Raw genomic sequence first — 25,366 nt, 5'->3', positions numbered from 1 at the left:
GCCAACGCTCAGGAGTCCGGAAAACCCGCGCGCTTCGAACCGTCAGAAGGCCGACCCCGACCTGCGTGAGTAGATGTAGCCCGCCCCGGCGGCCACCTGTCAGTGGGCCGCCGAGGGGCTGGAGGCTCGCGGTGAAGCGTCAGGCGAGCGCCGGAGTGGGGGCGGGAAGGTAGGGGGTGATGTTGCGCCAGGCGCGCTCGATGTACTCGTTCTTCTCGCCGACCGGGGCGACATAGTGCAGTGCGTCCTCGGCGGCTTCCTTGCTCTTCAGCCGGGTGATGATCCAGGCGGCGAGGTAGTGCGAAGCCAGGCAGCCGCCGGCGGTGGCGATGTTGCCCTTGGCGTAGAAGGGCTGGTTGAGCACTTCGATGCCGGCGGCGACGACCCAGGGCTTGGTGATCAGGTCGGTGCAGGCGGGGATGTCGTTGAGCAGCCCGAGCCTGGCCAGTACGAGCGCGCCGGAGCACTGTGCCGCGATGAGTTGGCGCGAGGGGTCCAGGCCCCGCAGGACATTCATGATCGCCGGATCCTCGACGACCTCACGGGTGGCGATGCCGCTGCCGATGATGACGGCGTCAGCGGTGCACGCCTCCTCCAAGGTCGACATCTGCTCGATGACCACCCCGTTCATGGACGTCACCTTGGGGCTGGGGGTGGCGATCGTGACGCGCCAGTCGTCCGCCTTGATGCGGTTGAGCACTCCGAGCGCGATCAGGGAGTCGAGCTCGTTGTACCCCTCGAAGGTGAGGATGGCGATGTGCATGGCGGCTGTCCTTCCAGGCGGGCGTGGAATGACCGCGACGGTACGGACCCGCGAGCAGGACAGTCAAAGAATTGTCATGGGTACACTTCGGTCCATGGCAGTCCCACGCTACAAGGCTCTGGTCGACGCATTCGCCTCCGACATCAGGACGGGGCGACTCGCGGCGGGCGCGAGGTTGCCGACCCACCGCGCGCTGGCAGCCCGTGAGGGCGTCGCGGTGGTGACCGCGACGCGGGTGTACGCCGAACTGGAGGCCATGGGCCTGGTCAGCCGGGAGCAGGGCCGCGGCACGTTCGTGCGCGACCTCGCGGTGCCACCCGGCCAGGGCATCGACCGCCAGCTCGTCGCCACGGACGCAGTCGACCTCAACTTCAACTATCCGTCGCTGCCCGGCCAGTCCGGCCTCCTGCGCCAGGCCCTACGAGAAGTCGCCGTCTCCGGTGATCTCGACTCGTTGCTGCACTACCAGCCGCACTCGGGCCGACCCCAGGACAGGGCCTCGATCGCACGGCACCTGCGGCGCCGGGGAATCACGGCTGACCCGGACCGAGTCCTTGTGGTCAACGGCGCGCAGCAGGGCCTGGCCATCACGGTCATGGCCACGCTCAACGCAGGCGACGTCGTCGCGGTCGACGCACTCACCTATCCCGGATTCAAGGTGCTTGCACAGGCATTCCGCCTCGACCTGGAACCCATCCCCACCACCGCCGACGGGCCGAACCTCGACGCCCTGGAGAAGCTGTGCGCCACCCGACCGGTGCGCGCGATCTACACCATGCCGACCCTGCACAACCCCCTGGGCTGGGTCATGACGGAAACCGACCGCGTCCGCCTGATCGGGATCGCCCGCCGGCACGGCGTGCTCATCATCGAAGACGCCTCGTACGCCTACCTGGTCGAGAACCCCCCACCGCCGCTGGTGGCGACCGCACCGGACATCACCGTCTACGTCTCAGGGCTGTCCAAGAGCGTCGCCACGGGCCTGCGGGTCGGGTTCGTCCTCGCCCCGACGACCACGGTGCCGCAACTCGAACGCGCGATCCGAGCGACCACATGGAACACCCCGGCCCTGACCACCGCGATCGCCTGCCACTGGCTCGATGACGGCACGGTGGACCAGTTGGAGGCGCAGAAGCGAGACGACGCGAGGGCCCGCCAGGCCATCGCCGTGCAAGAACTGGCAGGGCTACCGCTGGTCGGCCATCCCTCGTCCTACTTCACCTGGGTGCCGCTGCCCGACGACGCACGCGCCGACCGCCTGACGGCCACCCTCGCGCGTCACCGCATCTCGGTCTCCACGGCGGAGCCGTTCACCACCTCGGCCCACCCGCCGCAGGCGATTCGCCTCGCCCTGGGCTCGACCGACCTGGACAGCCTCCGCTCGACGCTGTCTACGGTACGGCGCCTTGCCATCGAAGACCCATTCACCTGACCCCACTTGCACGCTCGGCGCCGAGCTGCGGGGCGCACCCCTTCATCCCGTACGGATCCAGGATGACCCCCATTCGGTCGGCTGCGGTGAGAGCGGCGCGCTGGGCGACCAGTCGGTCGCGATCCGGCCCGCAACGCCAACAGACCCCTCACGACCGGGCTGCAGCGGAGCCGAGAGTCTGTTGCGCAGCGGCGAGAACGCTTGGTTCGACCGGCAAGCGACGTCGCTGAGATACGGAAACACCTCGGTGCTTGGCGCGGGGCCACGGTTGCGCAGCGCTTCCGCTAACCGGTGACCGCAGCGGCGGCGAGCAGCAGGGCCAGAGCACCGCAGGCGTCGAAGACACCGCACCATTCGGACCATTGCCGGGGCGCCACCTGGGCTCTTGCGTAATGGACGGCGTCCCAGACGGCGTGGCCCAGCCAGCCGGCCGCGAGGACGAGCAGGGCGAGGGTGCCGTTCAGGAGAACGGCCGACAGGGCGACGGCGGCGAAGCCGACGAGGCCGGCGAGCTGTCCAGCGAGGATGCCAGGGCGGCGCAGTTCGCCCCGAAGCACGCCGAAGAGCAGGTAGAACAGCGGCATCGCGGCCAGCACTCCCGCGAGGAACTCCGGCGCGGGGCGGCCGTCGAGGAAGGTCAGCGCCGCCAGGGCCAGGGCGAACAAGGTGGGCCAGCGGTGCGCGATCGTGTGCATCCGGGTGCCTCCCGCGTGCGGGCGTACGGAGGAATGTGGGCGAGAACCACGGTCCGGGGGCGTCCGGGTCGGCGGGAAGCGGTGTCCGGCCACCATGTCCTTTCCCTTGGGGTACCCGTCCTTCCGGCATAGGGTCGGCGCATGGCGGAGAGGCTCATGGTGGTGGTCGGCTACGAGGCCGCCGAGTTGCTGGACATCGCGTGCGTGACCACAACCCTGGCCATGGCCAACGGGATCGGTGCGCCCGAGGTCCCGTACCGCGTGCTCCTCGCCGGTCCGGGCGGCGGTCCCCTCGTCTGCGGCTCGGGGCTCGTCCGGGGCAGTGAACGGTCGCTGGAACGACTGAACGGCCCCCTCGACACGCTGATCGTCTCCGGCGGTACGGGGTACGAGCGGGCAGCGTCGGACATGCGGCTCGTCGGGCACGTGCGCCGGCTGGCGCGGGAGAGCCGGCGGGTGGCGTCGGTGTGCACGGGTGCGGGGGTACTGGCAGCCGCCGGGATCCTGGACGGCCGTCGTGCGACCACCCACTGGCGCTTCGCCCGTCAGCTCGCCGAGCGGCACCCCAAGGTGAGAGTGGACCCGGCCCCGATCTACGTCCGCGACGGTCACGTCTACACGGCGGCCGGGGTGACGAGCGCGCTGGACCTCACCCTCGCGTTCGTCGAGGAGGACCACGGCCCCGAACTGGCCCGCCAGGTAGCCCGAGACCTCGTGGTGTATCTGCAACGGCCCGGGAACCAGGCACAGATGAGCCTGTTCACCGCAACCCCGTCGGCCCCTGACGACGGGGTCCGCGCGCTGGTCGAGCACATCGCGGCCCACCCGGAGGACGACCTGAGCACGACGGCGCTGGCCTCGCGGGCCGGGGTGACGCCCCGCCATCTCACCCGCCTCTTCACGGAGCAGCTGGGCCGGTCGCCGGGCCGCTACGTCCGGCAGGCCCGCACCGAGGCCGCTGCGCACATGCTTGCCTCGACAACTCTGCCGATGGCCGGCGTGGCGGCGCGCTGCGGCTTCGGCAGCGCCGAGGCGCTGCGGCAGGCGTTCACGGAACGGTTCGGGATCGCCCCGTCCCGCTACCGGGCGGCGATGCGCCCGGCCTGAGGCGTGCGGGGCGACCAACAGGACCCAGGGCTCGCCCGGATGATGCGCACGAAGGTGCTCCCCGCCGCGCGGGCATAGCAGGCCGAGGTGATCAGAACCCTGAGGAGTGTCGAGCCGATATCCCCTCGATGAGTACCAGCTCCCGAGACCTGGTTCGGCCCCGACCGCCCCCTCATCCTGGCGCTCCTGGCAGCGGCTGCAGCACCGGCCGGAGGACCTTCTGCCGCTCGAACATACTCAGCACACCTACCTCGATCGTCAGCGTCCGTCCCGATCAAAGTCCACTCCGAGAGCGCAGCTGCGTCGCGCCCCAGATACGCGCCGCAGCGGCCGGCCCCTCGGACCGCCCAGAACTACGACTCACGACACAGCCCCAGGAGGGCGGTAGCTCAGCGCGCGGGAGGGCGAATCGCCTAGGCAGTGTCCGGCGGATCAGGGACGGACCGGGAGGCGGTGGGCCGGGGACGAGCCGTCGGCGGGGATGGAGCCGCGCGTCGCCAGGATCTCGCCTGTGTCGGCGAACTCCCAGTGGGTCGCGTGCTTCCCATCCTTGAATGGCCATTCGACGCGGACGACAGGGCGGCTCAACAGGCTCTCGAACCAGCCGGCGCACCGCTCCGCGAGCTCCTCGACCGTGCCGGAGGCCCGGAAGAAGCCATGCTCGGGCGAATCGTGAAGGTTGAAGAGCTGGTCGCAGACTTTCCCGGCCAGCACGTGTGTGCCGTAAAAGTGCACGGCCCACTCGGCGAGCACGAGTCGGCGCGCCTCATCGACAAGGCTGATATGGACGAGGAACGACGACTCGTCCTCGGGCCGTCCGACCTGGCTGGGAGCCCACGGCACCTGCCAATCAGCGGCCCGGGCTCGCAGGGCTGCCAGGAAGGCGAGTTCGGCCTCGTCGAAGTCCCAGGGCTCCTCGCCGTACTCCTCCGGGTCCTCGACCTCGAACCAGCTGTTGACGTCCACAGGGAGACTCTAGAACCACAGGGGTGCCTCGTAGATCACAGGCGGAGCCATAGGCGGATTGCCGCGGTGGTGACGGTGCCGTGGAAGACGTACGCCCGCTCGTCGTAGCGGGTGGCGACGGCCCGGGAGTTCTTGAGCCGAGTGATGGTGCGCTCGACCTCGTTGCGGCGTTTGTAGATCTTGCTGTCGAAGCCGATGGGCCGCCCTTGCTGCCGCGTCGTTTGCGGTTGGCCCGCTGGTCCTTCGGTTCGGGGACGGTGTGCTTGATCTGGCGTCTTCGCAGGTAGCGGCGGTTGCGGCATGAGCTGAATGCCTTGTCGCCGCCGACGTGGCCCGGCCGCGTGCGAGGCGGTTCGCCCTGCGGGTCGGGAACGCGCATGCGTTCGAGAACCGCGATCATCTGCGGTGCGTCGCCCCACTGCCCGGGCGTGACCAGGAACGCCATGAGGCGGCAGCCGCCTTCACCGGCAACTTGGATCGTGCAGGTCAGGCCGCCCCGGGACTGCCCGAGTCCTTCGCCGGAGCGGTGATGCCGAGGCGTTGTCCTTTTGTCGGATGTGAGCTTCTCCTCGCGGGCCCCGGCCGCGTGCTGATGGGCCCGGCATGACGTCGAGTCGAGGCTGAACATGCTCCAGTCGATCCGGCCGGCGAGGTCGGGCGTCGGCCTGGGCGGCACCAGTCGGACCCACTCCGAATTCGTCAGATCACCGCGGCCCCATGCCGAAGAAAACGAGCCGACAATCCAGCGGTCACATGATCCGCCGGACACTGCCTAGAGGCGGAATAGGGCTTCACGCAATCCCTATGGCGCGGCGCACCGCGGCAATGGATTCACATGTGGCGAGGCCCGCGTCGCCTTCCGCCCTGGCTGAGCCGGATGAGGGAGCCTACTGAACGACGAGCCGATCCACGCCGATCTGAGTCGGATAGTAGGTGAGGAGGATTTCACCGACCGCACACTCGGCGTAGGTGTTGACGACGGACTCGGCCATGATGCGCCTCGCTCCCTCGTTCAGCTCCTCGGCAAGGAAGAAATGCCCCGGCGGCGGCTTTTTCAGCCCCTGGTGCTTCTCGTACCAACCGGCCCATGAAGCTTGCGGGTCGTACCCTGGGGTCTTCGAGTGCCATGTCGGGCAAACTTCGTTGAGACCCCAGGCGAACTGACGGTAGGCGCTCGAAGCACCCCGGTCGTACACCTGGAACACCACACCGGGACTGCCCGCCGTGTAGCCGAAGAAGACCTTGAGCGATTCCTCGCGCTGCTCCTCCGCAGGAAGCACGTCCGACAATGTGTTCTCGTTCAGGACCACCCTGCCTTTTCGGGCGTGGCCTCCGTAGAAGAACTCGGGGCGAAAGGCGGGATCGCAGGTCGTCACTGCGTACGTCATGGCAGTGTTGTTCTTGTCGGAGATCACCTCGACCCAGTACTGCTCCCTGGGTCGATAGACGTTCCTCACGAACGGGCCACCGCTCTCGAGAGAGGTCCGGAAGACGGGCGGACCCAGCTCTTTCTGGAACTTCTCCAGCGTGTAGCCCGCTCGGAGCTGGCTGAGCTTGCGGTACTCCGCGGCATGCCAGTCGGTTCGAGACTCTCTCAGGACGGTGACAGCCGTGACGAGAGTGCTGACCGCGGTCAGGAGATTGGACAGGAAGAACACGGCGACCAGCAGCATGTTCCGCTTGGTGAACGCGCTGAACCGCTCACCCGCCGTCCCGCCTCCGCTCTGCTCTCCGGGCCCTTCCGAGTCCTCCATAGTCACTCCACGAGCGTGTCAGCCGCGATCTGGTCTACACACCGGAACCCTAGGCCTGGGGGCGGACCAGCGCACGAGCTCCTCAACCAGTCGACTGACCTGCCGATACGACCGGGGCGGAGGGCCGGGAGAGACGCCGGCCGCCAGAGGGCGTCTTGTCGATCATGTGTCGAGCCAGATGAGGGCGCCGGCGAGGGTGACTGCGGCGAGGTAGCGGTCGGGACGTTTGGCGTAGCGGGCGGCGATGCCGCGCCATTGCTTGAGGCAGTGGAAGCAGCGTTCGACGACGTTACGGCGCCGGTAGGCGTCCGCGTCGAACCCGCAGGGCTGTCCACGACGCCGTCTGCGTCCCTCTGGCCGGCCGACGCGTTCGGGGATCGTCGCCTTGACGCCGCGCCGTCGGAAGCAGGCCCGGAACGTGCGAGCCGAGTAGCCCTTGTCCGCGACCACGTGGTCGGGCCGGGTGCGGGGTCCGCCCGTCCCGGCCTTGCCACGCGGATGTGAGATAGGACGGCTTCAGCAGGGGGTGAGGGACTCGCCCCCTGCCCGCGGGCTGCTGCGAGGCGTTCGCCTCCTCGGTGGGTCGGCCTGTCGGGGCTGGGGAGGAGTGTGGTGGCGGGCCTGCGTGGGCCGGGGGTGGTGTCTCGCAGGGGAGTGTTTGCCGGTCCGCCGGGGTCGTTGTGGCGTGTCGTGGTGAGTGGAAGGCCGGCTTGCGGGGCTGACTTACCACCGGGTTTACCAGGCATGTCACAGGCGACTCACCACCGAACTCACCAGGCGAAATATGGCTTCGTGACGGCCTGGGCTCCTGGTGGTCAGCCCGGCGGTGAGTGGGGTGTCGAAAGAGCGAGGCATCAGCGGTTGCCGACTTCTTCAAGGAGCCCTGGATGCCTCCGCCCGCCCTGCTAGGACTCCGTCGTGACCCCCGCCTGACAGGTGTCGGCGTACGAGTTCATCTGCAGAGCTGAGTACGGGGTCGTTCGCAGAGTTCTGCGGCTGGCTACTTGATCAGCAAGGAGATTTATGCCGATCGCTCGGATGGGCGCCGCTCTGCTGCGATGATGTGATCATGGCGATTGATTCAGTGGTTTTACGGCGGCGTGTGGACGACCTCGAATCGGCAGCGCTCTTCTATGAGGGACTGACGGGCGAGCCGGCGGTCCGTTTTGAGTTCGCGGGGCTGAAACTGGCCAGCACGGGCCCCTTTCTCCTGTTCACGGGGCCTGGGGACGTCGCGGAGCGGTTTGCCGGGGTGGCAGCCACCTTGTCTGTCCCGGACTTGGACTCCGCGGTCGCGGCCTGCGAGGCGGCGGGCGCTGAGGTGATCGCCGCTCCTGCGGTCACGCCGAACGGACGTCGGGCAATCTTGAGGCACCCGGACGGAGGGGTTTTCGAGTACGTCAGTCGGTGACCTGGAAGAAGGCTCGTCGGTAGCGGTCCGCCAGTTTCCGTCGGAAACGTACATCCCCGTGAGGCCTGATCCCGTTGAGCTCAGGCCTCACGGTGATGGGGTTCTTGAGGCGGTAGCTGTTGCCGTTGATCGGGACGATGTGGCAGTGGTGCAGGAGCCTGTCGAGAATCGCGCCGGCCAGGACGTCGTCGCCGAAGAACCGTCCCCGATTCGGTGAAGGTCTTGTTCGACGTCAGGATGATCGAGCCCTTCTCGTAGCGTTTCGAGATGAGCTGGAAGACGAGGTTGGCCTCGGCCCGTCCGAGGGGCTGATGGCCCGCCTCATCCAGAACACGGACGTTGGGCCTCAGGTAAGTCTGCATCTTACGGGCCAGGCGGCCGATGTCGTCGGCGGCATTGAGCTGGCGGACCCTGTCATCGAGGGTCGTGAAGCAGATAGAGTAGCCGGCCCGACAGGCCGCGAGCGCCAGTCCGACGGCGATATGTGTCTTGCCCACTCCCGGCGGGTCGAGTAGGGCGGCGTTGGCCTTGTTCTGGACAAAAGCGGGTGGCCATGGCCATGCCCTTGATCTTCCGGGGATCGAGGTCGTGCTGGAACGAGAAAACGTACTCGTCCGACGTCTTGTGGTGCGGCAGCTTCGAAAGCCGTGGCCCCTGGTGGAAACGGCGGTCCTCGCGGATCGCCAGCTCTTCGGAGAGTGTCAGGTCCAGCAGGTTGAGGTAGCCCATCTTCGCGGTGAGGCCGGCCGCCGTGGCGCCTCCCGCTGTTCAGCTGCCCGCCGACGGCGGGAGCGACGGCGGGCCGGCCGGGTTCGCGGAGACCACCCCGGGGCCGGTACGGACACCGGTGCGCCCGCGGAAGTGGCCTGGCTGTGGTGGCTGGGGCCGGATGTGCGGATGCGCTGGTGGGGCCGTCGGCCTGTCTGGTCGTGCAGGTTGCTGCGGTTCGGGCCAAGCGGTGGGGGAGGGTTCCTGGGCGGTGACGGTTCCGGCGCGTCTCGCGGACGCTGTCACCGGTGTGCCGGAGGAACAGTCGGTGCGGGTGCTGCGGTTGTTCGTCGTTCCGGTCACCGAGACCGGCAGAGGGGAGGGCCGGGTGTAGGCGGCCGGGGCTCTGATGGAGCTGGTCGGGCCGCAAGCCGGGCGGGCGCGTGTGCATGCGGATACCCAAGGCCAGTTCCAGCCGGTGTTCGCGCTCGCCCACCTGCTGGGCTTCGACCTGATGCCCAGGATCAGGAACTGGAAGGGCATGACCTTCTACCGGCCGTCGAAGCAGACAGACCGAGTACGTGCACGCTGACGCGCTGTTCGGAGAGTCGGCCAAGAACACGATCGACTTCGACCTGATCGAGTCCCAGTTCCGGCACCTGATGCGGGTGGCCGTCTCCGTCCGCGAGGGCGCCATCTCCTCCTCGACGTTGCTCAAGCGCCTGCGCTCAGGATCGAAGAGGAACGCCACCTACGCGGCGTTCCGCGAGGTCGGCCGCGTGATCCGCACCGTGCAGCTGCTGCATTACCTCTCCGACGCCCCGCTGCGGCGACGGGTGACCGCAGCGACCAACAAGGTCGAGGCGTTCAACGGCTTCTCCCAGTGGCTCGGTTTCGGCGACTGCGGCGTCATCGCCGACAACGACCCCGTCGAGCAGGAGAAGGCGATGAAATTCAACGCCCTGCTCACGAACGCCGTGATCTTCCACAACGCCCTGGACCTCGCGGAGATCGTGCGGCAGCTCCTGGAGGAGGGATGGGAGATCGATCCGGAGGACCTGGCGCACATCTCGCCGTACCTGACCGAGCACATCAACCGGTTCGGCGAGTACTCCGCGTACGAGCTCGGCATCCAGCCCGAGGCGTACGACCCGAAACTGGACGTCGACTTCACCCAGCTTCAGGAGGGGCCGCCGGTCCCCGAGCGCTATGGCGAGGCGGCATGAGCCTGGCGCAACGGGCCGCACTGGGGGCGCGTCTCGGCCGGTCGGTGAAGCGTTGACGGGCCGATGCCGCGTGCCCAGGCCCACGGTCAAACCGCCGGCAGCGCGTGGGCGTGCGCGGCAGCCAGTGCAACGTGCACTGCGCGGTCTGCGGTCGCCTCGTCGACCGGCTCGCCGGTGAACACGAGCCGGACGTAGATCGGCGCGGCGAGGGCCTTGAGGAGTTCGGCCGGGTCGGTGTCCGCAGGTAGTTCGCCGCGCTCTATGGCTCGGGTGACAACGGGTTCCGCCCGCCGGAAGGGGTCGTCAGCGTATTTGACTTCGGCGAGCTGCGGGAGGCGCACGGCGTCCGAGGGGACGGTGGTCAGCAAGGCCCGGCCTGCTTGCGTGGTCATGGTGGCAACGAGGGAGCGGGCCAGCGCACGCAGGTCATTTTCCACCGCCCCGGTGTCGGGGATCAGGACGTCTGCGGCGAAGTGGCTGGCCAGCGCGTCGGCGACAAGGCCGTCAGAGTCTTTCCAGTTCCGGTAGATCGTCGTCTTGTGTACACCGGCCCGTTGGGCGATGCCTTCGACGGTCAGCGCTGCATACCCGGTCTGCGTGAGCTCGGTGATGGTCGCCTCCAGCACGGCGGCGCGCATCTTGTTGCCTCGCCCGACAACGGGGGCACGCCTTGAGGGCGACCCGACAGACTCCATTGCAACTCCTGGTCGCTTTATGGCGGAACGTGCGACAGGATCAGGTTATTGCAACTTTGGGTTGCAATGCGGCTGCGCTCTCGCGCGCCCGCAGGAACCCCTGGCCCACAGATTGAGGTTCCGATGACTCGTGACTCCCGGGCTGCCGCCCGAGCCTTACTGCGCGACCGCTGGACGCCGGACTCCATCCTCGACCAATCGGCGCGACTGGCCGTGGTCACCGGCGCCAACAGCGGCATCGGGTACGTCACCGCTCGCGAACTCGCCCGCCGCGGCGCCCATGTCGTCCTGGCATGCCGGAACCGCGGGCGCGGGCAGGACGCCGTGGAGCGGCTGCGGACCGAAGTCCCCGACGCCCGCGTCGAACTGCGCCTGCTCGACCTCGCCGACTTGAAGTCCGTCCGCGGTTTCGCCGAGGGCTGGAGCCGGCTCGATCTCCTGGTCAACAACGCCGGCATCGCCATGGTGCCGTTCTCCCCGACCGCCGACGGCTTCGAGTCCCAGTTCGGCGTCAACCACCTCGGCACGTTCGCGCTCACCGGCCTCCTCATGCCTCACCTGCTAGCCGCACCCGACCCGCGCGTGGTCACTGTCAGCAGCGAGGGGCAGCGATTCGCCCGATTCGACATGGCCAACCTCAATGCTGAGCACCGGTACAGAGCGGCGTTCGCCTACGTACACAGTCCAAGCGGGCCAATCTCTCCTTCGCCATGGAACTGCAGCGAAGGGCCGATGCCGCTGGGCTGAGGCTGCGCAGCATGGCTGTCGCCCCCGGACTCACACGTTCCAACGTGCTCACTGGCGGCGCCAACAACACGCGGGGCCGCGTATACGGGATCCTCACGCGCCTGCTCTTGCGCATCGCCTTCCGCCCCACACCAGACGGTGCCAAGACCTCCCTGTACGCCTCAACCGTCCCCAATCTGCCTGGGGGGAAGCTACGTCGTGCCCGATGGGCCGTGCCAGCTCCGTGGCGAGCCCGCCCTCCGCAGCCGGGAACGTGCCATCCAGGACTCTGCTACGGCCCGCCAGTTGTGGGTGCTCTCGGAACAGCTCACCAGCGTGCACTACTCATTGCCCGCCGAACCGCCTTGGGTGTAGTTCCCCTGGAGGGACAGCCTCGGGGGTGATGTGACTGCCGTCGGAGTAGCCGCTCGATCCGGTCGGATGCGCGCGAGGAGTTCCTGCTTCTAGGCAGTCAACTCCGCGGCGGTGAGCACGCCTGCGCCGTGCAGTGCACCGAGGTCGCGCGGATGCGCCAAGGCGTCCAGGAATCCGGTCCAGGAGTCGGCCTCGAACATCTGATCCGGCAGGTCGATCTTCGGGAGCAGCTTCGAGGTTGCCTTGCGCAGCCACTTCAGGGACTCGCTCTCGCCGAGTGCGCCGAACCGGTCGACGATCAGCTGCAACCGGCCGTTGGGCTGAACCTCGAAGCTGAGCTTCGAGTCCTGCCCGGCCTCCTCCAGGCGTTCGGCGAGATCTGCGATCGGCGCAAACGTTCGCCGACAAGATCAAGAACGTCAAGAACTCCCGCAATCGGGAGGTCCGCGTGCTGCGCTGGACCGGATGTGGCTGCCGCCTCACGGCCTTCGGTCCCGTCGACAACGAGACCGCCGAGAAAGTGGAGAGTCTGTATGTCCTCGCGGCTTGACCCGCGCCGAACGGCCGCGATCACGCCGAGATGAACGGCTCCGTCAGATGCGGCGTCGCCAGGTGCAGCGTGGTGCCGGTTTCGCGGCTGAGCATGCGCTTCCTTGAGTGCCTGGCTGCCTCAGGGTCGTTCTCGTGCGAGTAGGCGAGCTCGAGGTTGAGCAGCTGGAGCGCGTGCACCAGGAGGTCGCCGGTGATGAGCGCCAGCTCGCGCCCGTCGGCGACCAGCACGCTCTGGTGCCCGGGCGTGTGCCCGGGCGTCGCGACCGCGTGCCCGGCGCGCAGCGGAGTGTCCCCGTCGAGGAGCCGGAGCCGACCGGCCGTCGCGAGCGGGTCGGTGAGGGTCTCGCGAAGCTGCGGGTTGAGCGCGTCGAGGGCGTCGAACTCGGCCCGCTGGAGCAGGTATTCGGCGTTCGGGAAATAGGGGCGGCGGCCACCGGTCGCACTGCCGGTCGAAGCGTTGCCGTCCAAAGCGCCGCCCGCTGATGGGGCGGCCGCCTCGGTGACGACCGCCCACCCGACGTGGTCGGTGTGCAGATGAGTGAGCACCACGGTGTCGACTTCGACCGGGTCGATGCCCGCGGCGGCGAGCGACTCGGGGAGCGCACCGGGCACGGGCGCCCACGAGCCGGCCGGGCTGTCCGCCGGACCGATCCCGGCGTCCACGACGGTGAGGCCCTTGTCGCCGCGGATCGCGTACGCGCGGAACTGGAGCCGCCAGCGGCCCTCCGCGTCGACCGCGCCCGGGTCGTATCGGTCAGCCTCGGCCCACTGAGCGGCCGTGGCCTCGGGGAAGGCCTCGGCACGCGGGGAGAAGAACGGGCCCTCACCGTCGGCGAGCGCGATGATCTCGGTCGAGCCGATCCGGAGGCGGGGAACGCTGAGGGACATGGCCGCGATCCTGCCATGCCTGTATCCACACCCAACTGCCTTCTCAGAAATGAGTAGTTCGCCATAGGTTCCGCGACATGCCAGAGATCGCCGAACCGGCCGCCGCTGTCGAACAGTTCGACTGTCCGACCTGTGAGGTGCCCGCCGGAAGCACCTGCCGCACCCGTGGCGGTAAGGTCGCCCCGAAGTACCACACCCCGCGTTTCATACTGGTGCCCCAGCTCCGCGCCGAGCTCGAAGTCCGCACCCCGGCCGACCACTGCCCCGCCCACGCGCGGGAGATGGGCCCGGCCATCGACGCCGCGGTCCCGAGGCCACCACGAAGCCCACGAGATTGGGTTACGCCTGTTGCGGTACCGCCCAGCAGGAGCTCCAGAGCCAGCTCGACGCCCTGGTGAAAGCCGGGTGCGACCCGGTCTGCTCAGAGAAGATCAGCACCCGCGTCAAGGTCCGGCCCGAGTTCGTCAAGGCGATGGACTTCGCCCGCACCATCAAGAAGGCCGTCCCCCACCAACGGGTGATCTTCACGGTGTACGAGGTGAAGCGGCTGGGACGCGGCGCCGCCGAGCCCCTGGCCATCGCCGAGGACCTGCGCCACCACGACATCCAGCTCGAACTCCTCACCGGCCCCCTCCAAGGGGTCCACGACCCGTCCGGGCACGGCGCCGCCCTCTTCGCGTTCTTCGCCGGCATGGCCGAGTCCGAGCGCGAGTACATCCGGGAGAAGTGCCTGGAAGGCCAGGCGTCCGCCCGCGAGCGCGGCCGGCACGGCGGACGCCCCAAGGTCGTCGACGACGACATGGCCGCCTACGCCCGGAGCCTGCGGGCCAACGGCGTCCCCGTCCCCGAGATCGCCCGCAAGCTCGTCATCACCTCGGGCAAGAACCAGAGCAAACGCCCCTCGGTCGCCACCGTCTACCGCATCCTCGCCGAGGACGCCGACAGCACCGAGCGAGCCCGGACGCCCTTCAGGGACTCAAGATCAACTCATTGCCCCTTTGACCCGTATCTGGGTCACACCCCGTCTGGGCCGTGGTACGGCTGGGGTCTGCCGGCTGTGGCCGTCCACCCCAGGACGTTGACCGAGCTGTCAGCTGGCTGGCAACAGCCCCAACGGCGTGCCGGGACGCACTGGTCCGAGGTACGTGGGCACACCGTGCAGATGCGGCTGGGGCGCCCGCTCGCAGGGTCAGGAGGCGGTTTCGTCGGGAGCGGGTGGTTCGTGGTGGACGGTGCCGTGTTCGTCGAGGCGGGGGTGGAGGGCCTGGGGTGCGTGGGTGTTGATGTCGGAGGGGCGTGGGCCTTCCGGCCCGTCGGGTCCCCAGCGCAGCAGACGGCGGACGCGGGCGATCCGGGAGACGGTGCCGTGGACCTCGACCTGGTTGAGCCGGCCGGCGCGGAGCCGTTCCGCGGCCGCGGCGAGCACGGCGAGCTCTGTGACGCCCGGGTGGGTGTTCTCGGCGACGAGGGTGTGCGCGTCGACGTCTGGTTCGGCGTCGTAGGGGATCAGGCCGCGCTGGCGTGGTTCCATCCATGCCAGAGCGAAGGCGAGGGTTCGGCGGGCGTCGTGGGCGGTGGCCAGCAGAGCGCTGCCTGGTGTCCAGGGCTCGGTTCCGGACCGTTCGACGATCAGGAACGCCACGGGCATGAGCAGGACGTCGGGGTGCGTCTCCACCGCTCGCGTGGAGTCGCGCAGTACGGAATCGGGGAACCTGGTGCCGCTGTAGGCCAAGGAACGCAGGGACAGGCGTTCGGCTGCCTGGAGCGGGGTGAGGGGCGCGTCCGGGTCAAGCACGAGGTCGTCGTCGACCCGCGGACTACGGGCGCCGGAACCCGGGGTCCAGTCAGGATGGAGGGGTTCGGGGTCGGTGGGCCGCGGGGATTCGATGTCGCCGTGCGCATCCATGGCCGCGTACTCCTCGGCCCGCACCACGCGATAGCGGGTGCCGAGCACGGTGAGCTCGTCGACGTACTCCTTCTCCAGCCGGGTGACCGCCGCCAGCAGCGCACGCCGTTCCGCCGGGCTCTTCGCCTCGTCCTTGGCGCGGAACCACAGCAGCGAGTTCAGCGCGTCGCGGGCCTCCTGCGGACAGCCGTGGGTGACCGCGACGACCACCCGCCACCGCATCCCGGCGCCCTTGCTGTGCGCGGCGACCCCGAACAGCGGGCCCCGCACGACCAGGCTGTTGTGGCGTGCCGCCGCGTCGCGGGCATCGGCCTCCCTCACGGCCTCCACCGGCTCCACCGGAACCCTCACCACCACCGGCCACCCGTCCGGTCCCACACCGTCTTCGCGCATGAAGCCATCCTGGCGGCCGCCGCGCGTCCGCATCGTGGTTTCGCCGAATCGTCCACGGTCCTCGGCATGCGCCGGGCGCGACGTTGACGCCTCGTGCCGGCGTACAGATGAACGTGCGCAGTGCGGTACGGGGACACGCGCACGGTTACTCTCCCGGGATGCCTCTTGATCAGTACGTCTACTTCGCCCTCTCCAGCGAGCGCACAACCGCGCGGGAGATGACGGCTCTGCTGGGTCTTCAGCCTGATGAGACGAAGGTGCGTGGAAGCCGCATCGCCCAGCCGGCGATACTGTGTGCCACCAGTGGAGGATCGTGTGCCGGGAGCCGGGTCTGCGAGTAGATGAACAAATCGCCCAGGTACTCGAACGACTCCTGCCCCACACCGATCGCATCGCAAGTCTTGCAAGGCGACTGGATGACGAACCCGAGGCGGGCAGGGCGGCAAAGCTGCAGGTAGTGCGCTACTTCAGAGCGGCCGGCGATCCTGGCGACGACAGCCGGCCACCCGCCGAGGAGAAGCCCAACCTCTTCGGCTGGTCTCTGGATCAAAACGTGCTGGACTTCCTCACTGCCACCGGAGCAATCGTGGACATCGATGAGTACGACCTGACGACTTGAGCCGCAGTCTGGTGTGTACGCCGAGAGCCCTGTCAGTCACCTCGCATGCGCAAGCGCCTCGGCGGCGGCCCGCAGCTCCGCGAGGGGTGGACCCAGCAGGCTCTACAGCTCCCGAACTCCTCGGCGGAACATCATCCACCCACGTGAACGGCCCTCACCGCGGGCGTCCCGCAACACAGCACGACTCAAGCGGCAGCCATTGCGCTCGTGACGACCGCCCTTCGAGACGACAAGGAAGCATGCTCACGCTTCGCCGACACCCCCGTCCCGCACGCCGGCCCCACGACGTGGCGTTGTCCAGGCCCTGCCCGACGATGCCGAGCCCGAGGAACTTGGCGGCGCCGATGAAGCTCCCCGCGAGGGCTCGGCGGACAAGGAAGACGGAGCCTGTACGTCGCAGGACCGGGGCCTACTGATCCCAGCGGCGAAGGCGCCGAAGTGGCGCTCGGCCCGCGAAGCGGGAGGAACGCCGGAACTGTGGTCGAGGCCAGGTCGGGGCAGTCTGCCTCCGCCCCTCGCCGCGTGGCGGTGGGTGGAGACCGGATACGCGGCGGCGTGGCTCCGTTCACCTTCAGCAGCAGCGTCGGCCGATGAGTTCCAACAGCACCGCGTGACCAGCCCGCGGGCAGATGTTCACGGGGAAAAAGGCTGCCTTGTTGTCAGCGAAGACGTTCGCGCAGGTCACCGGGGCGACGAGCGCCTCCAAAGAATCCAGCACGGTAATCTCAGGTCATGTCTGAGACATCGGTGGCGCACTTCTATGACGAACTGGCCGACGACTACCACCTGATCTACTCGGACTGGGACGCGAGCATCCGTCGCCAGGGGGACGCCCTGGACACGCTGATCGGCCAGGATCTCGCGGCGGTGCTCGACTGTTCCTGCGGCATCGGCACCCAGGCCATCGGCCTGGCGCTGCACGGGCACCGGGTCACCGGGACCGACATCAGTCCCCGCGCCGCCGCCCGCGCTGCCCGGGAGGCCGCTCGCCGTGGCCTGAGCCTGCGCACGGCCGCCGCCGACATGCGGCGCCTCCCGTTTGCCGACGGCCGGTTCGACACTGTCGTCTGCGCCGACAACTCGCTGCCCCACCTGCTGACGGAGCAGGAGGTGAACGCCGCACTGGTTGAGATGCGCCGAGTCCTGCGCCCCGGGGGCCGGGCGCTGATCAGCACACGGCCCTACGACGACCTGCGGCGCGATCGCCCGGCTTCGACGCCTCCACAGGTCCACAGCGCCGCCGAAGCCGGCGGAGGGGAGCGATCCGTCACCTTCCAGCTCTGGCACTGGCACGAGGACGGCGAGCACTACGACCTGGAGCACTTCCAACTCGCCCCGGCAGGCGGAGATTGGCGCGTCCAGGTCCGCCGGACGACCTACTGGGCACTCGGTCGGGACCGGTTGGCCGGCCTCGCAGCCAAGGCCGGGTTCGTCGACCTTCGGTGGCGGATGCCACAGGAGACGGGCTTCTTCCAGCCGCTGCTTGTGGCCCGCGCCGGCGCGTAGGGGGTTCCATCGATGACGGTGCCGTTGAAGGTGAGGCGGTCGACAATGGCCGCGCACGGGCGGGGGCCGACGAAGGTCTTGGTCCAGCGGCTGAAGGGCTCGTTGGAGGCGATGGCGACGCTGTTGTTCTCCTCGCGTCCGGCAAGGACCAGGGAGAGGGGTTCGGCGCCGTGGCGGTCACGTTCCATTGAGTCGACTTCGTCGATGCAGAGCAGGTCGACGCGGCCGTAGCGGGCGATGGTTCTGTTCAACTGCTTCTCGTCGGCGGCTTCGACCAATTCGTTCACCAGCTTCGTGGCGAGGGTGTGGACCACGGCCGGGTCGATGTCGGGGTTGGCGTGGAAGTCGAACTTGCGCAGCGACTTTCCGCGGGGGGAGCTCGGCAGCATTGATACGTCGCTCCCTGACCGGCGACGGGCTCGGTGTCGGCCGTTAGTCGGCGGACGAGGCCCTGCGGATGAGGTCGCGGAGGTTGTCGGCGTGGTTCGGGTCGCGTCCGTAGAGCTGGTCGTGCAGGGCATCGTCGATCTTCTTGACCCGGAGGCAGAGCGCGTGGAAGTGGTGGGTGTCGCTATCGAGCTGGGCGAGGAGCCGTGATCGGGGGCCCCGAGCGAAGAGGTGGTCGGTGTTGTCCCACCAGAAGTCGTGGGCGAGGTAGTTGCGCCGGTCGGCCGCCGCGAGGAGTGCGGTGTCGAGGTCGGAGTCGTCGCGAAGGCGGTGTGCGACGGCGCGGATCGTGTCCTTGAGCGGTTTTCGGACCGCTTTCTCCCATGCGGGTTCCCGCTCCAGGGCGCGTCCTTGGTGGGCGGCGAGGGTCAGGCGCTGGTGGAAGAAGAGGCTGTGGATGCTCTTCTCCATGGCGGTGGCGGCGTGGAGAGCGAGGCCGAAGGCCTGTTGAACGCGTGCTACGTGGTCGTCGTTCCAACCGTACGCCGGCGTTGCTGTCTCGCCCGTCATGCGGGTCAGTATGAAGCAGGCCGGAGGCAGGACGCTTCGGATTTCCGCAAGGGGGGATCCGGCGGTCTGTGGGCCTCAGGGACTGCCGGATGGAGGCGGTTTTCCCTTCCCCGAGGCCGTCGAGTGAATGCGGGGGCGCCCGTAAGGAGAAGGAGGCGGCCGGGGTTGCGGGCGCCGCGAACCGCACCGGGTCCAGAATGCCAGTGCCCACCACCTACTCTGCAGTCACTCCTCGCTCCCCACACCGTTCATGGGTCAAGGAATTGCGGTGAGGAGCATCGCTGGCCGTTTTCAAGGCTGTGGCGGAAATTTCGTGATGGCGGCGAACCTGGTGCTCGTCCAGACGGAGTCGTCCTGGAACTGGGCCCTGGTTCCGGCAGATCCCCGAGCTGAAGACTGCCAGACGTCGGCAATGCACAGAGGTCCGCTGCACGTGCATGCTGATGTCCGCGACAAAAACGGGGGCGTCAGTGGAAGCAACCACAACCCGCAGCGTGACGCGTGCACGCATGGGATTGGGTCTGGCAGCGGTGGTTCTGCTGGTGCCTCTCGCCGGCTACGTGCTGGCCGGCGCAGGAATAGCCCCGGACGGCACACCCATTGTGCTCGGCCTGCTGTCGGGGATCGCCGGCTTCGTCCTCCTCACCGAACTGTCCGGTGAGCGAGCCCCGTTCCGGCACTCATCGTCGCACCTGACTGCGCGCACATTGACCGGTGAGCGGTCCGTCGACCTCGACCGGATAACGTCCGTCCGACTGCTGACGACCTTCTCGTACGGCAGCGCGCACCGGACCCTGCTGGTGCGCGACGCAGTCGGTGTGCGCCTCGGTATCACGACCGAGAGAAGCCGTGGGAAACTACGCCGCGCGATCGAGAAGGCGGAAGCGAACGCCGCGCGAGGTGGCCCCAGACCCCGTGTGAGCCGTGCGGCCCGGGCGTATCTGGGTCTTGCCCCAGGACAAGGGCTCGTCGTCCATACAGTTTTAGTCTTTCTGCTTCTGACTACGGCCGGGGGTCTGTACCTGGTTGCTGTACTCCGACTCGGTGGGCAGTAAGCCTTCCCCGTAGTGGCTGGTGAGCCCGCCACTGCCACTCGTGAGCATGGGATGCGTGGGCCGGACGTGCATGACAGGCCGCGGATGGAGGAACCTGCCTTCGCGTCGCAGCACCGTCACGAGCTTCCGGAACAGCCTCGGGCTGAGCCTGGTGAACGGGCCGATCCATGACGGTTCCGAGGCCATGATCACACCAGCCGTAGCGAGATCATCACACCGCGCTCAGGCGGAGGTCCCCAGCCCAGCTATCACAACGGACCCGACCGGTGGGGAATGAGAGCTCCACTGCGATGCGCCCGGTGTTCGGTTCGTGCTCCTCCCGTACCGCGAGAACGCTCTCCCCGATGTGGTCTCCGAACGGCGGCTCGTCGTCCATCGCTCTCACTGTGATGAGACCCGAGTCGCCCATGCCGTAACCGGCGTGCGGCTCCGACTCTTCAACGATCAGACACCAATCCGATCCGGTCGTGATGTGTACGGCGGCCTTCCGGCCATCGATCAGCCACACATCGAGCGGGCCCGCGGGGTCGTCACTGCCGTACCAGTGCCACGACCCGACGACACCTGCGAGCGGGCGCCCCACCAAGCTCTGCGCGCTCACCCCGGATCCATGAAGCGGGCACTCGGTCGACTTCTCAGACTCCATCAGCCGACAGTACCGCCGACCGACCTCCCAGCTCACAGCCTTATACGGGGCAGGTCTCCATGGCGGACGGATGGCCCCGTTCACCAAGGACTCGTGGCACGTACGCATCGGGAGGATCGCGAACTGGGCCGGGGTACTGCGGCTCGCGGCCCGATCAGGCGGATGGGTGCTCCAACCCGTTACCGGACGCGTCCCGCCAAACCCTGCTGGCATGGCCGAGCTGTTGTCTGGCATCTACGCGGTCGGCGAGCAAGGAGAAATCTGGATGCGGCAGCTCCTGACGGGTGAGCTGCCACCCGAAGACGAGATCGCGAAGGCTGAGGGCTTCCTCACCGGGCCGGGATCCGTCGAGGACCTTGAGCTCTTCTTCTAAGACTGAAAAGCCGTCGCTTCGACGTCACCGCCGTGCCCAGATGAGGATGGAGGCGAGGTGGAGTGCGGCCTGGTAGGCGATGGCGAGCTTGTCCGTTCGCATGGCCAGGCCGCGCCACTGCTTCAGCCGGTTGATGCATCGCTGGACCGCGTTGCGTTGCCGATACGCCTCGGCGTCGAAAGCCGGTGGGCGACCGCCGGCGCGGCCTCGCCGCAGACGGTGGCCGATCTGGTCGGACGGCTGGGGGATGACAGCGCGGATTCCACGTCGGCGGAGGTGATTTCGGATCGCGCGGGATGAGTACGCGCGGTCCGCCAGGACGGCATCAGGTCGGGTCCTCGGTCTTCCCGGCCCGCTTCGTGGAACACGGATGCCGGCCATGACGGTCTCGAAGGCTGGGGCGTCGCCGGCCTGGCCTGCGGTGACGCGAAGGACCAGAGGTCGTGCACGGCTGTCGCTGGCAAGGTGGACCTTCGTGCTCAGGCCGCCGCGGGAGCGTCCAAGCGCATGGTCGTCGGGTTCGGCCCGACCTGGAGCCCCTTTTTCCTGGCTCCGGCGGCGTGCTGGTGAGCCCGGCAGACGGTGGAGTCCACCGACACGGTCCACCCGATGTCGTCAGCACCCTCGGCCGCTGCCAGGACTGCGGCAAGGATGCGTTCCCAGGTGCCGTCCACGGCCCACCTGATCAGCCGTTTGTGGGCGGTCCGGAACGAGCCGAGCTCGTCGGGCAGGTCTCGCCAGGGCGAGCAGGTTCGGTACTTCCACGCGATGGCTTCCAGGGTGCGGCGGTGATCGGCCCACCGCCGATGTGGACCGGATCGGCCGGCATCAGCGGCTCGATCCGGTCCACATCGCATCACTGATCACTAACCGGACGGACACGTCCGATCAACAGACCAACCGATCAAAGAGACACGCTCTAGCCTCGCGCTTTCATGAGTATGGTCGTCGAGCCGGTTGCGAGCGTACGGGGTTGCTGCTGATCTGGCTCTTTGTTTCCTGGGATGGTCCCTGGGCTCATCCGAGGTGTTGCACCTGCCAGGTGCACGGTGTTCCGAGCCGGCGGGAACGATGCATCTGCGGAAAGGAGGTGACGAAGGTGAGCTCTCCTGCGAGGCTGCAGAACATGGAGAGCCCGCTGCTGGACGCTGAGGACTACGCGTCGGTTCATCGTGCCACGCACCTGCTGTCCGCTCGCTACTGCCAGGTCTTGACGCTCGACGCTCGTATGGAGGCGTGGGCGGAGTTCGTTGCGGAGGTCGAAGAAGGCGTCGAAACCATGTGGGCTTGGGAGTTCGACAACGACATGGCCGATCGCGACTGGCTCCACGACGCCTGGCCGATCCTTACCGAACGGGTCCGCAGATCCCGTCAGCCCGAGCTGGATGCCCTGGACGAGCGGTTCCGCACGGCTACGGCACCGATCAAGCCGTTCGGCATGAGCCAGAGCGAGATGGCAGGGCAAACGCGGTGGTGGCTCTTCCGCTACCCGCTTCTGGTGACCGGAGATCCGACTGAGCAACTGCCTCCGACGTGGTCCCCGGCACCCATGCACATCGAGTGACGCCGACCGCGGTCCACAAGGCGGCCAGGCATGCAGAAGGCGCCGCCGAGCTGGGACGATATGGCTTGTCTCAGGCCGGGGGCGCGCTGCTGGTCGAGACAGTCCGCAAGACCGGCCTGGACCGGGCGATATCGGCGGCGCTCGTCCAGTGGCAGCGTCCGCGGGCTGTGCACGATCCGGGCAAGACGCGTCGTACAGGACGCTGGGGATCGTGGCGGAGATTCGGCCGTACTGCGCGCCGAGACGCCAGTCCACCGCCGTGCGGATCGCGTCTGCCAGCTCGCCAGGGTGCCGGGTCGGCGGCCCCTGGGGGATGTCGTAGCCAGTGACGACGGCGGACAGCTGGGGCAGGGCGCGGTGCACGCGACGCTCGGTCCCGACGTACCCAGAGCGCAGTTGCGTGGCATCAACGTCGAGGGCACGTGCGATTGCCTCGAGGGTGCTGTCACTGGGACTGCGGTCGCCTTGTTCGATCTTGCGCAGCATCGAGAGGGAGGGGCTGTGGTGGTGGCGAGTTCGGGCTGAGAGAAGTGGCGTGCGTCGGCGGGCGGGCACGCGCTCGCCGACCTCGCGCGGGCTGTCGGCGGACATCCTCTGACCGTACCGGCACGCCCGCGCCCCCACGGCCGGTTCGTCAGCGCTCGTCCAGCACGGCAACCAGGTCCACCAGCGAGTGGACGCGCCAATCTGCCGCCGCTACGACCTCCGAGTCGTCCGCCCACAGGTACCCCCATGGGCCGCGGCGAAGGTGCGCTGTCCGGAGGCCGGCCACGCGGGCGGGGAAGATGTCATCGGCGGGGTGGTCGCCGACGTAGACGGTCTCGTGCGGTGCCGCGTTGGCGACCTCGATGACCTTCTCGAAGAACGCCGGTGCCGGTTTGGCGACGCCCCACTCACCCGACATGACGACCAGGTCCGCGGGGAGGTCCATGGCTCGCAGCAACTCGCCGGCTCGCGCGGTCTGGTTGCCTGCGACGACGACCCGGATGCCGAGCGCGCGCAGACCGGCCAGCGCCGGGCGGACATCGGGATAGAGGTCCGACTCGTCGAGATGCTCGCCTCGTCCTGCGGCCTCGCGGGCGGCGTACGCGGCGCTGATGTCGATGCCGGGGCGTAGGAGGCGGAGAGCGTCAGCGTTGTCGAGGCCGCGGGCGACGACGGCGCCTACAAGAGCGGACAGGGTGTGGTGGGGGACATCGAGCCAGTTGGCCCAGAGGGCCCAGTAGCGATCGTCGCGCACGAGGGTCTCACCGACGTCGAACACCATGGTCTTGATCACCCGATGAGCCTATGAGTGTCCGGGGGCGGTTGTCAGTGCTGGGCCGTACGATCCGCTGCATGGCGATCGAACCCTCTGATGAACTGACCAAGCCGGAGCAGTAGCTGCTCCCCGAACGCGCGGGGATGGTCCCTCCGGTCTGGTGCTCGGGAGGCCCGGGCCGGACTGCTTCCTGTGTGCGGGGATGGCCCCCATGGCACTGTCGATGCCGAGCAGCAGCGTTTGTTCACCGGTTCCGGCAGCGGTGGATATCGTCAAGCTCGTTGATGTCGACGAGAAATGACGGCACCGCCGCGGTGCTGCGTGATATCCCGGTGCGCATCGTCGGGTTGGGTCCCAGACTGCGGGCATGGACGAAAGCAGCAGGACCGCAGCGTTCACGCCTGAAGTCAAGTCGAGTGAGTTGCTGGGGTATTCGCCCGATGCACGGCTGCTGATCATCAACTGCGATGACTTCGGGATGTATCCCGCGATCAACGCCGCAGTGATGGAGTCGGTCGAAGAGGGCATCGCCAGCTCGTGCAGTCTGATGGTCCCGCCTCCCGCGGCGTCGCATGCCCTGGATCTGCTCAGGCGACGGCCGCAGGTCCCGTTCGGGATCCATCTCACCCTGGTGTCCGACTTTCCCAGCATGCCCTGGGGACCGCTGGCTGCCAGGGAACGGGTCCCCTCGTTGCTTGACCCAACAGGCGCGCTGTTTCCCCCGACACCCGCTGGACGGGCGGCCCTGCTCGGCCAGGCTCGACCTGATGAGGTCGAGGTCGAATTCCGGGCCCAGATCGCTGCTGTCGCCGACGTCGGGCTCACGCCGACCCACCTGGACTTTCATTGCCTGGCCGATGGCGGCCGCGACGACATCCTCGACCTTACGGTCGCGCTGGCCGCGGAGTACGGTCTCGCGGTCCGGGTCTGGCTCGAACCAGCGCGCCGGTCGACGCGGCAGCAGGGCCTGCCAGTCACGGACAACGACTTCCTGGACAGCTTTTCCCTCGGCATCGAGGGGAAACCGGCCCGATACGTTCAGCTGCTGCGTGACCTGCCCGCCGGACTCAACGAATGGGCGGTGCATCCCAGCCTGGGCGATGAGGAGTCGCAGGCCGTCGACGGTGGCTGGCTCGTGCGCCGGACGGACTACGAGTTCCTGACATCGCCGCTGACCCGTGAGGTTCTCCAGCAGGAGGACATACACGTGATCGATTACCGAGCGATCCAGCATGTCTGGTCCCAGTGCGCCGGCTTGCCATGAGTGATCCGGCCCGCTGTCCAGATGGACAGCGGGCCGTCAAGCGGGAAGCTGTCATCAGCCTGCCCTGATGGATTCCTCGGCTGGGATCTCGCGGTTGGGTCGCGGTGGTGTGGTCGGGAGGAGGATGAAGGAACTCAGCTGTCGGTTTGGGCCGGCGGGGAAACGAGGGCTGCTCCGCTACGAGGGCGCCCACCCCACCCGCGAGCGGGCCGACGAAGCCGTACGCCTGGTCCTCGCCGGATTTGCACGCCAGCTGACCGGCGACGAAAGCGTCGACCTGGCCGCCTGCCGGCCCTTGGAGGCCGCACGCGTTCTGACCGCGCAGATCCCCTACCCCAGCCGCTGACCGGCTGGGCCTTCGTCAAGGACCTCGCCGCCCACTCCGGCGCCTCCCTGCTCTTCGGCCAAGCCGAACTCACCCCAGCCGCCTAGGGTCTGTTGCGAAAGTTGATCTTGTTCGTTGATGATCACCTGTCGTGGGACGTGGTGATCTGACGAATGGCCAGTGGGCCCGGCTTGAGCCG

Annotated in this window: 24 protein-coding genes and 9 pseudogenes; 15 read left to right on the top strand and 18 right to left on the bottom strand. The window is 68.2% G+C overall.

Annotated elements, in window-relative coordinates:
- Positions 1-139: 139 nt before the first annotated feature.
- Entirely contained in the window at positions 140-763 is a 624-nt protein-coding gene (locus tag ACWGN5_RS00165) for a DJ-1/PfpI family protein (protein ID WP_453510158.1), read from the bottom strand.
- Positions 764-857: 94 nt separating this feature from the next.
- Between ACWGN5_RS00165 and ACWGN5_RS00160 the strand changes: the two genes are divergently transcribed.
- The gene (locus ACWGN5_RS00160; protein ID WP_453510157.1) at positions 858-2,195 is read left to right on the top strand and encodes an aminotransferase-like domain-containing protein; all 1,338 of its coding nucleotides are present in this window, start codon (positions 858-860) and stop codon (positions 2,193-2,195) included.
- 284 nt (positions 2,196-2,479) lie between these two features.
- Here the strand turns inward: ACWGN5_RS00160 and ACWGN5_RS00155 are convergent, their stop codons facing one another.
- Positions 2,480-2,890, bottom strand: coding sequence for a hypothetical protein (locus ACWGN5_RS00155; protein WP_453510156.1), 411 nt, complete (start codon positions 2,888-2,890; stop codon positions 2,480-2,482).
- A 141-nt stretch (positions 2,891-3,031) separates the two neighbouring features.
- Here ACWGN5_RS00155 and ACWGN5_RS00150 point away from each other — a divergent pair, with 141 nt between their 5' ends.
- Complete coding sequence (locus tag ACWGN5_RS00150; RefSeq protein WP_453510155.1) at positions 3,032-3,997, top strand: GlxA family transcriptional regulator; 966 nt, start codon at positions 3,032-3,034, stop codon at positions 3,995-3,997.
- Positions 3,998-4,429: 432 nt separating this feature from the next.
- On the opposite strand, the gene ACWGN5_RS00145 is transcribed toward ACWGN5_RS00150, so the two are convergent.
- From ACWGN5_RS00145 to ACWGN5_RS00130, 4 genes and pseudogenes are all read right to left on the bottom strand, one after another.
- Complete coding sequence (locus ACWGN5_RS00145) at positions 4,430-4,963, bottom strand: hypothetical protein (RefSeq protein WP_453510154.1); 534 nt, start codon at positions 4,961-4,963, stop codon at positions 4,430-4,432.
- 35 nt (positions 4,964-4,998) lie between these two features.
- Positions 4,999-5,618: pseudogene (locus ACWGN5_RS00140) on the bottom strand (IS5 family transposase); the annotation flags it as partial.
- Between the two features lie 232 nt (positions 5,619-5,850).
- Positions 5,851-6,636 (bottom strand): ETEC_3214 domain-containing protein, encoded by a 786-nt coding sequence (locus tag ACWGN5_RS00135; protein ID WP_453510153.1) that lies wholly within the window; start codon positions 6,634-6,636, stop codon positions 5,851-5,853.
- A 243-nt stretch (positions 6,637-6,879) separates the two neighbouring features.
- Positions 6,880-7,167 carry a transposase gene (locus tag ACWGN5_RS00130; protein ID WP_453510152.1) on the bottom strand — a complete coding sequence of 96 codons (288 nt, stop codon included), beginning with the start codon at positions 7,165-7,167 and terminating at the stop codon, positions 6,880-6,882.
- A 619-nt stretch (positions 7,168-7,786) separates the two neighbouring features.
- On the opposite strand from ACWGN5_RS00130, the gene ACWGN5_RS00125 reads away from it, so the two are divergent.
- A complete protein-coding gene (locus ACWGN5_RS00125) occupies positions 7,787-8,128 on the top strand; it encodes a VOC family protein (RefSeq protein WP_453510151.1) in 342 nt (113 codons plus the stop codon).
- 100 nt (positions 8,129-8,228) lie between these two features.
- Here the strand turns inward: ACWGN5_RS00125 and istB are convergent.
- Positions 8,229-8,860, bottom strand: a pseudogene (gene istB / locus ACWGN5_RS00120) (IS21-like element helper ATPase IstB); the annotation flags it as partial.
- A gap of 385 nt (positions 8,861-9,245) precedes the next feature.
- Between istB and ACWGN5_RS00115 the strand changes: the two are divergent.
- Together ACWGN5_RS00115 and ACWGN5_RS00110 are read left to right on the top strand one after the other, a co-directional pair.
- Positions 9,246-9,428, top strand: coding sequence for a Tn3 family transposase (locus ACWGN5_RS00115; protein WP_453510150.1), 183 nt, complete (start codon positions 9,246-9,248; stop codon positions 9,426-9,428).
- Positions 9,418-10,062 carry a Tn3 family transposase gene (locus tag ACWGN5_RS00110; RefSeq protein WP_453510149.1) on the top strand — a complete coding sequence of 215 codons (645 nt, stop codon included), beginning with the start codon at positions 9,418-9,420 and terminating at the stop codon, positions 10,060-10,062. Before ACWGN5_RS00115 ends, ACWGN5_RS00110 begins: the two co-directional genes overlap by 11 nt.
- 86 nt (positions 10,063-10,148) lie before the next feature.
- Here the strand turns inward: ACWGN5_RS00110 and ACWGN5_RS00105 are convergent, their stop codons facing one another.
- Entirely contained in the window at positions 10,149-10,700 is a 552-nt protein-coding gene (locus ACWGN5_RS00105; protein WP_453510148.1) for a TetR/AcrR family transcriptional regulator, read from the bottom strand.
- Between the two features lie 180 nt (positions 10,701-10,880).
- Here ACWGN5_RS00105 and ACWGN5_RS00100 point away from each other — a divergent pair.
- Positions 10,881-11,858 (top strand): annotated as a pseudogene (locus ACWGN5_RS00100) (oxidoreductase).
- An 89-nt stretch (positions 11,859-11,947) separates the two neighbouring features.
- Here ACWGN5_RS00100 and ACWGN5_RS00095 read toward each other — a convergent pair.
- Together ACWGN5_RS00095 and ACWGN5_RS00090 are read right to left on the bottom strand one after the other, a co-directional pair.
- A complete protein-coding gene (locus tag ACWGN5_RS00095; RefSeq protein WP_453510147.1) occupies positions 11,948-12,166 on the bottom strand; it encodes a hypothetical protein in 219 nt (72 codons plus the stop codon).
- 262 nt (positions 12,167-12,428) lie between these two features.
- Positions 12,429-13,298 carry an MBL fold metallo-hydrolase gene (locus ACWGN5_RS00090; RefSeq protein WP_453510146.1) on the bottom strand — a complete coding sequence of 290 codons (870 nt, stop codon included), beginning with the start codon at positions 13,296-13,298 and terminating at the stop codon, positions 12,429-12,431.
- A gap of 77 nt (positions 13,299-13,375) precedes the next feature.
- Here ACWGN5_RS00090 and ACWGN5_RS00085 point away from each other — a divergent pair, with 77 nt between their 5' ends.
- The gene (locus ACWGN5_RS00085) at positions 13,376-13,696 is read left to right on the top strand and encodes a zinc finger domain-containing protein (protein WP_453510145.1); all 321 of its coding nucleotides are present in this window, start codon (positions 13,376-13,378) and stop codon (positions 13,694-13,696) included.
- A pseudogene (locus ACWGN5_RS00080) lies at positions 13,693-14,004 on the top strand (recombinase family protein); the annotation flags it as partial. The gene ACWGN5_RS00085 and the pseudogene ACWGN5_RS00080, both read left to right, overlap by 4 nt.
- Positions 14,005-14,487: 483 nt before the next feature.
- On the opposite strand, the gene ACWGN5_RS00075 reads toward ACWGN5_RS00080, so the two are convergent.
- On the bottom strand, positions 14,488-15,597 hold the full coding sequence (locus tag ACWGN5_RS00075; protein WP_453510144.1) for a DUF5954 family protein: 1,110 nt from the start codon (positions 15,595-15,597) through the stop codon (positions 14,488-14,490).
- A 313-nt stretch (positions 15,598-15,910) separates the two neighbouring features.
- Between ACWGN5_RS00075 and ACWGN5_RS00070 the strand changes: the two genes are divergently transcribed.
- Positions 15,911-16,216 (top strand): DUF4279 domain-containing protein, encoded by a 306-nt coding sequence (locus ACWGN5_RS00070; protein ID WP_453510143.1) that lies wholly within the window; start codon positions 15,911-15,913, stop codon positions 16,214-16,216.
- 732 nt (positions 16,217-16,948) lie between these two features.
- Positions 16,949-17,722 (top strand): class I SAM-dependent methyltransferase, encoded by a 774-nt coding sequence (locus ACWGN5_RS00065; RefSeq protein WP_453510142.1) that lies wholly within the window; start codon positions 16,949-16,951, stop codon positions 17,720-17,722.
- A gap of 8 nt (positions 17,723-17,730) precedes the next feature.
- Here the strand turns inward: ACWGN5_RS00065 and ACWGN5_RS00060 are convergent.
- Both ACWGN5_RS00060 and ACWGN5_RS00055 read right to left on the bottom strand, forming a co-directional pair.
- Positions 17,731-18,144: pseudogene (locus ACWGN5_RS00060) on the bottom strand (ATP-binding protein); the annotation flags it as partial.
- A gap of 10 nt (positions 18,145-18,154) precedes the next feature.
- The gene (locus ACWGN5_RS00055) at positions 18,155-18,679 is read right to left on the bottom strand and encodes a hypothetical protein (RefSeq protein WP_453510141.1); all 525 of its coding nucleotides are present in this window, start codon (positions 18,677-18,679) and stop codon (positions 18,155-18,157) included.
- A gap of 494 nt (positions 18,680-19,173) precedes the next feature.
- Between ACWGN5_RS00055 and ACWGN5_RS00050 the strand changes: the two genes are divergently transcribed.
- On the top strand, positions 19,174-19,734 hold the full coding sequence (locus ACWGN5_RS00050; RefSeq protein WP_453510612.1) for a hypothetical protein: 561 nt from the start codon (positions 19,174-19,176) through the stop codon (positions 19,732-19,734).
- Between the two features lie 99 nt (positions 19,735-19,833).
- Here ACWGN5_RS00050 and ACWGN5_RS00045 read toward each other — a convergent pair.
- Together ACWGN5_RS00045 and ACWGN5_RS00040 are read right to left on the bottom strand one after the other, a co-directional pair.
- Positions 19,834-19,920 (bottom strand): annotated as a pseudogene (locus ACWGN5_RS00045) (IS5/IS1182 family transposase); the annotation flags it as partial.
- Between the two features lie 25 nt (positions 19,921-19,945).
- Complete coding sequence (locus tag ACWGN5_RS00040; RefSeq protein WP_453510140.1) at positions 19,946-20,380, bottom strand: hypothetical protein; 435 nt, start codon at positions 20,378-20,380, stop codon at positions 19,946-19,948.
- 211 nt (positions 20,381-20,591) lie between these two features.
- Here ACWGN5_RS00040 and ACWGN5_RS00035 point away from each other — a divergent pair, with 211 nt between their 5' ends.
- Positions 20,592-20,753, top strand: coding sequence for a hypothetical protein (locus ACWGN5_RS00035; protein ID WP_453510139.1), 162 nt, complete (start codon positions 20,592-20,594; stop codon positions 20,751-20,753).
- Positions 20,754-20,777: 24 nt separating this feature from the next.
- Here the strand turns inward: ACWGN5_RS00035 and ACWGN5_RS00030 are convergent.
- Positions 20,778-21,635 (bottom strand): annotated as a pseudogene (locus ACWGN5_RS00030) (IS5 family transposase).
- 244 nt (positions 21,636-21,879) lie between these two features.
- On the opposite strand from ACWGN5_RS00030, the gene ACWGN5_RS00025 reads away from it, so the two are divergent.
- Positions 21,880-22,317: a hypothetical protein gene (locus ACWGN5_RS00025; protein WP_453510138.1), complete on the top strand. Its 438-nt coding sequence runs from the start codon at positions 21,880-21,882 to the stop codon at positions 22,315-22,317.
- Positions 22,318-22,728: 411 nt separating this feature from the next.
- Here ACWGN5_RS00025 and ACWGN5_RS00020 read toward each other — a convergent pair.
- Together ACWGN5_RS00020 and ACWGN5_RS00015 are read right to left on the bottom strand one after the other, a co-directional pair.
- A pseudogene (locus tag ACWGN5_RS00020) lies at positions 22,729-22,803 on the bottom strand (helix-turn-helix domain-containing protein); the annotation flags it as partial.
- Positions 22,804-22,951: 148 nt separating this feature from the next.
- Complete coding sequence (locus tag ACWGN5_RS00015; RefSeq protein WP_453510137.1) at positions 22,952-23,596, bottom strand: HAD family hydrolase; 645 nt, start codon at positions 23,594-23,596, stop codon at positions 22,952-22,954.
- Between the two features lie 349 nt (positions 23,597-23,945).
- Between ACWGN5_RS00015 and ACWGN5_RS00010 the strand changes: the two genes are divergently transcribed.
- Positions 23,946-24,842, top strand: a complete 897-nt coding sequence (locus ACWGN5_RS00010) for a carbohydrate deacetylase (protein ID WP_453510136.1) — start codon at positions 23,946-23,948, stop codon at positions 24,840-24,842.
- 172 nt (positions 24,843-25,014) lie between these two features.
- Positions 25,015-25,238 (top strand): annotated as a pseudogene (locus ACWGN5_RS00005) (DUF2267 domain-containing protein); the annotation flags it as partial.
- Between the last annotated feature and the right edge of the window lie 128 nt (positions 25,239-25,366).

The sequence above is a fragment of the Streptomyces sp. NPDC055815 genome (assembly GCF_053616475.1).
This window is presented reverse-complemented; position numbering and strand designations above follow the sequence as displayed.

What these genes read in the sequence shown, in the direction of transcription:
- ACWGN5_RS00090 (WP_453510146.1), bottom strand. Translation starts at nt 13,298, where the DNA reads ATGTCCCTCAGCGTTCCCCGCCTCCGGATCGGCTCGACCGAGATCATC.
- ACWGN5_RS00165 (WP_453510158.1), bottom strand. Translation starts at nt 763, where the DNA reads ATGCACATCGCCATCCTCACCTTCGAGGGGTACAACGAGCTCGACTCC.
- ACWGN5_RS00085 (WP_453510145.1), top strand. Translation starts at nt 13,376, where the DNA reads ATGCCAGAGATCGCCGAACCGGCCGCCGCTGTCGAACAGTTCGACTGT.
- ACWGN5_RS00065 (WP_453510142.1), top strand. Translation starts at nt 16,949, where the DNA reads ATGTCTGAGACATCGGTGGCGCACTTCTATGACGAACTGGCCGACGAC.
- ACWGN5_RS00035 (WP_453510139.1), top strand. Translation starts at nt 20,592, where the DNA reads ATGGCCGAGCTGTTGTCTGGCATCTACGCGGTCGGCGAGCAAGGAGAA.
- ACWGN5_RS00125 (WP_453510151.1), top strand. Translation starts at nt 7,787, where the DNA reads ATGGCGATTGATTCAGTGGTTTTACGGCGGCGTGTGGACGACCTCGAA.
- ACWGN5_RS00010 (WP_453510136.1), top strand. Translation starts at nt 23,946, where the DNA reads ATGGACGAAAGCAGCAGGACCGCAGCGTTCACGCCTGAAGTCAAGTCG.
- ACWGN5_RS00025 (WP_453510138.1), top strand. Translation starts at nt 21,880, where the DNA reads ATGGAGAGCCCGCTGCTGGACGCTGAGGACTACGCGTCGGTTCATCGT.
- ACWGN5_RS00105 (WP_453510148.1), bottom strand. Translation starts at nt 10,700, where the DNA reads ATGCGCGCCGCCGTGCTGGAGGCGACCATCACCGAGCTCACGCAGACC.
- ACWGN5_RS00160 (WP_453510157.1), top strand. Translation starts at nt 858, where the DNA reads ATGGCAGTCCCACGCTACAAGGCTCTGGTCGACGCATTCGCCTCCGAC.
- ACWGN5_RS00075 (WP_453510144.1), bottom strand. Translation starts at nt 15,597, where the DNA reads ATGCGCGAAGACGGTGTGGGACCGGACGGGTGGCCGGTGGTGGTGAGG.
- ACWGN5_RS00150 (WP_453510155.1), top strand. Translation starts at nt 3,032, where the DNA reads ATGGCGGAGAGGCTCATGGTGGTGGTCGGCTACGAGGCCGCCGAGTTG.
- ACWGN5_RS00155 (WP_453510156.1), bottom strand. Translation starts at nt 2,890, where the DNA reads ATGCACACGATCGCGCACCGCTGGCCCACCTTGTTCGCCCTGGCCCTG.
- ACWGN5_RS00135 (WP_453510153.1), bottom strand. Translation starts at nt 6,636, where the DNA reads ATGCTGCTGGTCGCCGTGTTCTTCCTGTCCAATCTCCTGACCGCGGTC.
- ACWGN5_RS00055 (WP_453510141.1), bottom strand. Translation starts at nt 18,679, where the DNA reads ATGACGGGCGAGACAGCAACGCCGGCGTACGGTTGGAACGACGACCAC.
- ACWGN5_RS00040 (WP_453510140.1), bottom strand. Translation starts at nt 20,380, where the DNA reads ATGGAGTCTGAGAAGTCGACCGAGTGCCCGCTTCATGGATCCGGGGTG.
- ACWGN5_RS00115 (WP_453510150.1), top strand. Translation starts at nt 9,246, where the DNA reads ATGGAGCTGGTCGGGCCGCAAGCCGGGCGGGCGCGTGTGCATGCGGAT.